The organism is Mesorhizobium sp. Root552, from assembly GCF_001427285.1.
Lineage (GTDB): Bacteria > Pseudomonadota > Alphaproteobacteria > Rhizobiales > Rhizobiaceae > Mesorhizobium.
On sequence record NZ_LMFV01000041.1, the window covers coordinates 1 to 7,513 of the forward strand.

The window sequence follows — 7,513 nt, forward strand, 5'->3', positions numbered from 1 at the left end:
TCCCGATGATCTGCTCGGCAGTATAGTTCTTCCGTGCCATTCCGTGCTCCTTTCAAAGCTCAAAATAGCCGAAACTCTAACTCTCAAAATGGACCCGTTCTCAGGGGGAAGGCCACTTAGTCGCCACCTGAAACGCAAAAAGCCCGCCTCCCGTTTGCCATCGCGGGCGCCCTGCTCCGGCTCGATCTGCTTGAGCAGCTCCCCTGCACTGATTTCATGGGAAGTTCAATAATGCCTGCTCACCGCGAGCGGTCCGTGAACGACGCCTTGTGAGCAGCGGGGAAAGGCGCGAGAATGGCCCATGGCAGACGACGAACCAGACATCAAGGACGTGCTTGCCTACGTGGCGGCACACCCTGAGCTCTTCACCAAGAAGGAAATGGCCTCGCTACTGGCTGATGCCGCCGAGGTCATCTGGACACTGCGCAATCTCGTCGACATGCTTAAGGGAATAAAGCTTGAGGACGTAGAGCCGGAAGGCAATGCCTGAGCGGAGGCAGAGGCGTCCATGCTCTCCCCTACCTTCCAAAGCTGATCGCGAACAGCAACTACAAGCGGATTGGCGCGGCCTAACCACCAACCAACTCACCCGCTTCGACAGAGCCGCCTCCGGGCGGCTTTTTGTTGCCATTGCGTTGCATGGTGCTAGTCTGGATTGGCTGCCATGTGCATCTGGCAGTGTGAGGCTCGGTCACGCTGTCCGCCGCTGGACCTTGGATCAGACCTCACCAGCACCCCCAAAACCTCCCCGCTCAGGCGGGGCTTTTTGTGCTTCCCTGTCCCTAGGTGCTAAGCTGTCCGTGCTGTCGTCCCAAAGCGGCAGCGCGAGGCCCAGCCGTCTCTCCTGAGGCACCCCCGGCTGGGCCTCAATCCCTCTCCCAAAAACTCCCGCTCCGGCGGGGTCTTTTTCCTGTCATCAGACCAGTCGGCAGGACGTTGAATGGCGCACATCACCAATGCTGCAGTTGAGAGCGCGACGATTTGATCCGCTTGCCGGTCCATCCATGCTTGTGGTTCCATCCACCTCAGTCCCTAACTCGTTTCCTGAGGCAATCTATGTATACACATATCCTGATACCGACTGACGGCTCGGAATTCGCGCAGGCCGGCGTCGATCATGGCCTATCGTTGGCAAAACTAATTGGGAGCAAGGTCACGATCGTTACGGCCACCGAGCCATTTCCAACGCCTACCGGCACTGCTGCCTGGGTAGTCACGCCCAGCGAAATCAAACATTACGAAGCGGACTGCAAGAAAGCCGCCGAGGATATGCTCGCGTCTATTACAGCGACTGCGCAACGGATGGGAATCGTCGCTGAAACCGTCCATGTGCCTGACGCCAGAGGCGCTGCTGCCATACTGGCAACGGCGCAGGAAGCAGGTTGCAATCTTATTGTAATGGCTTCTCACGGCCGGCGCGGTGTAAAACGACTGCTCCTTGGCAGTCAGGCTGCGGAGGTTGTAGCTAACAGTCCCGTACCAGTGCTGATCGTTAAATGATTACCGGCCCTTTCTACAGCCAGGCCATCGCCGCTACAAAGGCGATGGCCATTGTGAACGCGACCGATCATCGACGCCGAGCACCCGCGATGTCCTGCCGCTAGAGCCGCTTAACGATACACTTGAACACTAAGGCCGACTTGATCCCTTCGATGGCCTCATTCCGCGCCAGACTCAGGATAGGCTCCCAAATCGAGGCAAGGGCTTCCAGCCTCTCCCTCGCTGTCAGTCGCTTCAGCATTTGTGATACTCTCCATGATCACCGGAGGCGATAATGATTACGGGACCATTGTGCGGAGCGGCGCGTGCACTTGTTGAAATCAGCCGAGACAAGTTGGCAAACAATTCAAAGATCAATGAGCGCGTCATAGAGCTCTTCGAACGCGGCATTGACATCCCCGACGACGAGACCATCGACGCTATTCGAGCCGCCTTGGAGGAACTGGGAGCGGTCTTCATTCCCGAAGAAGGCTCCCAAGGCGTCGGTGTACGATTGAAATTCAATCAGTCGGTCACCAAGCGGCTCGGCATTCTGGAGAGCGAAGGCGGGATAACAGCCAAGGACGACGTTCCTTAACAGCCACCACAACCTTCTAAGCCACGCGCTTCCCGCTACCGGCGTCGTTTTCCTCGATCCCGGCGATACGCGCGACGGTAGCCATAGCGTCAGCCTTTCGGATTGACCTTGTAGTTCTCCAGCGTCCGATCTGCTGAAGACAACTGACGATAAAACTCGTCCAGCATTGCGTCGATCGTATCCATCCTTTCGCTGGCGGCTGAGAACACCTCCTGTGAGGCTCCGCGAATCTTGGAATCCTCGACGTTCTCCAGGATCAGGTCGAGGCCGTCATAGAGGTAGCGAGCGCGGGCAAGCGCGTCCTTGACGTCGATTACCTGCTTTCGAAATGGGTCGAGGACTTCACCTAGATCAAGCATTGTTGCGGTCCTGATGTTGCGGGACCAAGGATAGACATCGTCAGCGTTTACCCTGGCCACCGGAATCGACGTCGCCGTTGTTAGCATGCCCACGGCGGCCGTGCGCGCTGATCGCATAAGAGGTTCATCGATCGATCCGCTTGCTTGTCCCGCAGGCGAACGCCGGAGCATAAGTGTCAGCCAGTTTGCGGGCTTTCAAATTGTCGTCCGCTCCCGCAACCACACCCATCACGCACGAACGCCCTGACGGCGCAAGGCGAAAAATGACGAGCTGACTCCGCGCCAGATTGGCGACGCTGTCGCCGGCACGGTAGCGAACGATCGCCGCGACCGGGGATCCCACAACGCTTTCCGCTCTTTAGCCGCCTCCGGGCGGCTTTTGTTGCTTCCCTGCAATCAGGTGATAGGCTGTCCCTGCTGTCATTCCAATCCGGCAGCGCGAGGCCCAGCCGTCTCTCCTGAGGCACCCCCGGCTGGGCCTCAATCCCTCTCCCAAAAACTCCCCGCTCCGGCGGGGTTTTTTGTTGCCAAGAAATCAACCATCAGCACGGCTCGCCAGTTAGCGACGAGCATGATTTGTTCCTCTTGGTTGTCAGAAATGGTCAGCAGGGATAGGGTTTCCCAGCGGTCACCCAAGGAGGCTGCACGGCCGGCGCGTGAATGCCCCACCAAAGCTCACCCTGCGCACCGCGCCCTTGCCTTTAGGCAGCACGGTGTCAATCCAACAGTTTTCTTGCTAGCAAGGTGCAATTTTTTGGAATTGCAGGTTCAACTTCACGATCGCAATATACCATTGGCGGCATATCTCAATGTCGCGGAGGGCCGGCGGTTGGGGTTCCCCAGGCTATTGCACATTAGCTTCGCCGGCCTTTTCATGCTCGCGGAAATGCTTCTGTTGGAACTGTAAACCCGGCGTCCGAGATCGATCATCTACCTAAGGCCGGTCCAAAGATACCGCCACGACATTGGTGCTTCCTGAACCGCGCCGGGTTGATCGGAGGCTCCAACTCCTGAGAAGGTGGAGCCATGACAAGCAAGACGACCAACAAGTTCTCTCCCGAGGTCCGAACCCGCACGGTTCGGCTGGTTCTGGATCACGAAGGCGAGCATGCCTCGCGGTGGGCGGCGGTTTCGTCGATCGCTGCCAAGATCGGCTGCACGGCGCAGACGCTGCATGAGTGGGTGAAGAAGGCCGAGCGCGACAGGGGCCTGCGTGCCGGTGTGCCTACGGATGTGGCGACGAAGCTGAAGGCTTTGGAACGCGAGAACCGCGAGCTTCGGCAGGCCAACGAGATCCTGCGCAAGGCGAGCGCGTATTTTGCCCAGGCGGAGCTCGACCGCCGGTTCAAGCCATGATCGCGTTCATCGACGATCACCGCGAGGCGCATGGGGTCGAGCCGATCTGCAAGGTGTTGCCGATCGCCCCGTCGACCTACCACGACCATGTCGCCAAGCGGATCGATCCCTCCCGGCTGTCGGCGCGGGCAAAGCGCGACGAGGAACTCAGGGTCGAGGTGCGGCGCGTGTTCGAGGAGAACTTCCGCGTCTACGGCGTTCGCAAGGTCTGGCGGCAGTTGCAGCGCGAGGGCTTCGATGTCGCCCGCTGCACGGTTGCCCGCCTGATGAAGGCCATGGGCCTCGAAGGCATCATCCGCGGCAAGCCGATCCGCACCACGGTTAGCGACAAGGCGGCACCATGTCCTCGGGACCATGTCAATCGCCAGTTCCATGCGCCGAAGCCGAACATGCTCTGGCTCTCCGACTTCACTTACGTCGCGACCTGGGCCGGCTTCGTCTATGTCGCCTTCGTCATCGACGCCTATGCCCGCCGGATCGTCGGCTGGCGGGTGAGCCGGACCGCCCATGCAGCCTTCGTTCTGGACGCTTTGGAACAGGCTCTCCATGACAGGCGGCCCGTGCAGGGCAACGGGCTCGTGCACCACAGCGATAGAGGCAGCCAATACGTCAGCATTCGATACACCGAGCGCCTGGCCGAGGCCGGCGTGGAGCCATCCGTGGGCAGTGTCGGCGACAGCTACGACAATGCTCTCGCCGAAACGATCAACGGCCTCTACAAGGCCGAGGTAATCCATCGACGCGGACCATGGCGCTCCTTCGAGGCCGTCGAGTTCGCGACGTTGGAGTGGGTGGACTGGTTCAACAATCGCCGGCTGCTGGAGCCCATCGGCAACATCCCGCCGGCCGAAGCCGAGGAACGCTACTACGCCATGCTCGAAGAGCCAGCCATGGCGGCGTGACTCAAACGAAACGGCCTCCGGAAAACCCGGCGCGGTTCATAACCTATCCTGCAAGTGGACCCACATGATCGACCATTTTGCGCGAGGAATGTCATCTGCACGTACGATAGGTGCTCGGATTCGGGTAAAATTTGCCTTCTCAGTTAATGACAGCGCTTACCGCATCGGAGTCGAGGGCAGGCAGTTCGGTGGCCATGAACTCCCCAGGCAGATCAAAGAATACCGCTTCCTTGGCAGGATTGTTTTTCAAATGACGTTCCTTCAAGATCACCGGCAACAGATGATATTTCCGGCGCGAGTCTCCCGTTAGAGAAAGAGAACAAAGATGAAGTGTACGACAATTGTCGCGGCAGCAGTTTTGGCGTTGGCTACCGGAAACGCGCTGGCCGCTGATCATCAGGTGCAGATGCTCAACAAGGGTGAGAAAGGAGCCATGGTGTTCCAGCCCGACTTCATCCAGGCCGCCCCGGGCGACACCGTCACCTTCGTCCCGACCGACAAGGGTCACGATGCAGAATCCGTCAAGGGAATGATGCCGGAAGGAGTCGAGGCCTTTAAAGGCAAGATGAACGAGCAGATTACAGTCACACTGGACACGGAAGGTGTCTACGGCGTGAAATGTACACCACATTACGGTATGGGAATGGTGGCATTGATTGTCGTTGGAACGCCAGTCAATCTCGAAGAGGCAAAGACGGCAAAGCATCCTGGAAAGGCAAAGAAAGTGTTTGCAGAGCTCTTGGGGCAAGTCTCTTCAGACTGAACCGGCCGCTTTAAAAAAAGCAAATATTTGATGCAAGGTGACAATGGAGTGCCGAATGCAGGACACACGCAGAATGCGTTCGAAATCAGAGGATTTTTCGAGAGGCCGGACCGCTCATGGAGCCAAGGTTCCAGTGTGGATCATGGCGGTCGCCACGATCCTATCGCTGCTCTTCATTATCCCGGCATTCGCTCAAACTCACCAGCATGGCACCGCAGCGACCGAGACTGGTCAGGCTGCCCCGTCCCAGGTATCATCTGACGGTTCGCAGCCTGCACCTGGCGCCAATGCGGCCGCATCCTCGAACACCGTGAGTTACCACAATCCAACTACGTTCACCCTCAAGACCGGCATCGCTAACGGACGCATGGTCTATATCGGGGTCGGCGGCGACATAGAGGGCCAAGTCAACCCGACCCTCATGGTGCATGAAGGCGAACTGGTGCAGATCAACTTGATCAACGGCGAAGGCGCCGAGCACGACGTAGTCATCGACCAATACGCAGCACGCTCGTCAATCGTCGTTGGTAAGAACGCCTCATCCACCTTCTCCTTCACCGCAAATAAGGTCGGGGAATTCGCCTATTTCTGTTCTATTGCCGGACACCGCGCGGCCGGTATGGAAGGCCTGATCCAGGTCATGGCCGGGCCACGCGAGGCAATGGACTCGGATGCCGCCGACATCGTGCGTGATCCGGCCGACCTACCCGGCCCTATCGGCCAGCGCCCGCCTCAGGTCGTGCGCGTCGACATGGAAACCGTCGAACTGACGGGCAGGCTTGATGATGGTACCTCCTATGTCTACTGGACCTTCGAGCGCAAGGTGCCTGGTCCCATGGTGAGGGTTCGTGTCGGCGACACCGTCGAAGTCCACCTGAAGAACGCCGCCGACAGCGTCATGATGCATTCGGTCGATTTCCACGCAGCCACAGGTCCCGGCGGCGGCGCTGATTTCACCCAGATCGCACCAGGCGAAGAGGCGGTGGTAACGTTCAAGGCGCTGAAGCCGGGCATCTATGTCTATCACTGCGCGACACCAAGCGTAGCCCACCACATCACCAGCGGCATGTATGGGTTGATCCTGGTCGAGCCGGAAGGAGGCCTACCTCAGGTCGACCGTGAATTCTACGTCATGCAGGGCGAACTTTACACAGTCGAGCCCTTCGGTACACAGGGCGAAATGGAGATGGACTATGACAAATTGATCTCCGAACGGCCAGAATACTTCCTCTTCAACGGCTCGGTCGGCGCACTTACCAAGTCGCATCCGCTCTATGCCAATGCCAGCGAAACGGTCCGCATCTTCTTCGGCGTCGGCGGACCCAACTACACCTCATCCTTCCATGTGATCGGTGAGATTTTCGATCATGTCTATTCGATGGGCAGCGTAACCTCGCCACCGTTGACCAACGTTCAGACCGTATCCGTTCCGCCTGGCGGCGCGACGATCGTCGACTTCAAGATCGATCGCGGCGGACATTACGTGCTGGTCGATCACGCGTTGTCGCGAGCTGAGCGCGGCCTAGCCGGCTATTTGATCGTCGACGGACCAGAAAATGACGAGATCATGCATTTCGGTCCGGCTCAAGCTCCTGACAAGTAAACAGTCTATGTGTCCAGCGCGAGGTTGCCAACCTCGCGCTTCATTCTATATCGTCTCCACTCCGAGCATCGCGGCCGGTATGACAGTCCCAGGATGCATGATCTCGCGACCCGCAAGATCATCTGCTGGGCGATACGCGACCACATGCGCACCGAACTGCCGCTGGCCGCCTTGATGATGGCAGCGCAGCGACAAAGGCCGGCCGAAGTCCTCATCTGCCATTCCGACCGCGGCAGCCCGTACGCATCCGAGGCGTACGGCGAGCAACTCGCTGCGATGAAAGCGAAACCGTCAATGAGCCGCACGGCCTGCTGTTACGACAATGCTTCGATGGAGAGCTTCTTCCATATCCTGAAGTGACCTGCCCCATTAGGGAGGTCCGCTGGATAAGTTAGAGTTCCGGCGGTTGAGGTCGCCAAGACTGGTCGACCTGGGTGAAGCGTAGAACATACC

Annotated in this window: 9 protein-coding genes, 1 pseudogene and 1 other annotated feature; of the genes and pseudogenes, 7 read left to right on the forward strand and 3 right to left on the reverse strand. The window is 58.6% G+C overall.

All coding sequences use genetic code 11. The features are described from left to right. Nucleotides 1–301: 301 nt before the first annotated feature. The 3 genes from ASD50_RS14860 (at nucleotide 302) to ASD50_RS14870 (ending at nucleotide 2,077) form a co-directional block, all read left to right on the forward strand. Nucleotides 302–490, forward strand: a complete 189-nt coding sequence (locus tag ASD50_RS14860) for a hypothetical protein (RefSeq protein ID WP_056242760.1) — start codon at nucleotides 302–304, stop codon at nucleotides 488–490. A gap of 566 nt (nucleotides 491–1,056) precedes the next feature. Continuing rightward, on the forward strand, nucleotides 1,057–1,500 hold the full coding sequence (locus ASD50_RS14865; protein WP_056242762.1) for a universal stress protein: 444 nt from the start codon (nucleotides 1,057–1,059) through the stop codon (nucleotides 1,498–1,500). Between the two features lie 334 nt (nucleotides 1,501–1,834). Beyond that, nucleotides 1,835–2,077 (forward strand): XRE family transcriptional regulator, encoded by a 243-nt coding sequence (locus ASD50_RS14870; protein WP_320410621.1) that lies wholly within the window; start codon nucleotides 1,835–1,837, stop codon nucleotides 2,075–2,077. Nucleotides 2,078–2,166: 89 nt separating this feature from the next. Here the strand turns inward: ASD50_RS14870 and ASD50_RS23195 are convergent, their stop codons facing one another. Both ASD50_RS23195 and ASD50_RS23200 read right to left on the reverse strand, forming a co-directional pair. After that, a complete protein-coding gene (locus ASD50_RS23195; protein ID WP_156465116.1) occupies nucleotides 2,167–2,436 on the reverse strand; it encodes a hypothetical protein in 270 nt (89 codons plus the stop codon). 480 nt (nucleotides 2,437–2,916) lie between these two features. Then, entirely contained in the window at nucleotides 2,917–3,072 is a 156-nt protein-coding gene (locus ASD50_RS23200; protein WP_156465117.1) for a hypothetical protein, read from the reverse strand. 390 nt (nucleotides 3,073–3,462) lie between these two features. Here ASD50_RS23200 and ASD50_RS14885 point away from each other — a divergent pair. Next, nucleotides 3,463–4,694, forward strand: a protein-coding gene (locus ASD50_RS14885; RefSeq protein ID WP_156465118.1) for an IS3 family transposase whose coding sequence is annotated in 2 segments (ribosomal slippage) — nucleotides 3,463–3,754 and nucleotides 3,754–4,694 — 1,233 coding nt in all. Because the reading frame shifts where the segments join, the coding sequence is not laid out codon by codon here. Continuing rightward, nucleotides 3,747–3,863 (forward strand) — a sequence feature (AL1L pseudoknot). (Overlaps the previous gene by 117 nt.) A gap of 139 nt (nucleotides 4,695–4,833) precedes the next feature. On the opposite strand, the gene ASD50_RS23205 is transcribed toward ASD50_RS14885, so the two are convergent. Continuing rightward, nucleotides 4,834–4,971 (reverse strand): hypothetical protein, encoded by a 138-nt coding sequence (locus ASD50_RS23205; RefSeq protein ID WP_156465119.1) that lies wholly within the window; start codon nucleotides 4,969–4,971, stop codon nucleotides 4,834–4,836. Between the two features lie 48 nt (nucleotides 4,972–5,019). Between ASD50_RS23205 and ASD50_RS14890 the strand changes: the two genes are divergently transcribed. From ASD50_RS14890 to ASD50_RS14900, 3 genes and pseudogenes are all read left to right on the forward strand, one after another. After that, nucleotides 5,020–5,457, forward strand: coding sequence for a pseudoazurin (locus ASD50_RS14890; RefSeq protein WP_056242770.1), 438 nt, complete (start codon nucleotides 5,020–5,022; stop codon nucleotides 5,455–5,457). A gap of 73 nt (nucleotides 5,458–5,530) precedes the next feature. Then, a complete protein-coding gene (gene nirK / locus ASD50_RS14895) occupies nucleotides 5,531–7,060 on the forward strand; it encodes a copper-containing nitrite reductase (protein WP_244484548.1) in 1,530 nt (509 codons plus the stop codon). A 99-nt stretch (nucleotides 7,061–7,159) separates the two neighbouring features. After that, nucleotides 7,160–7,417: pseudogene (locus ASD50_RS14900) on the forward strand (transposase); the annotation flags it as partial. Nucleotides 7,418–7,513: the final 96 nt, after the last annotated feature.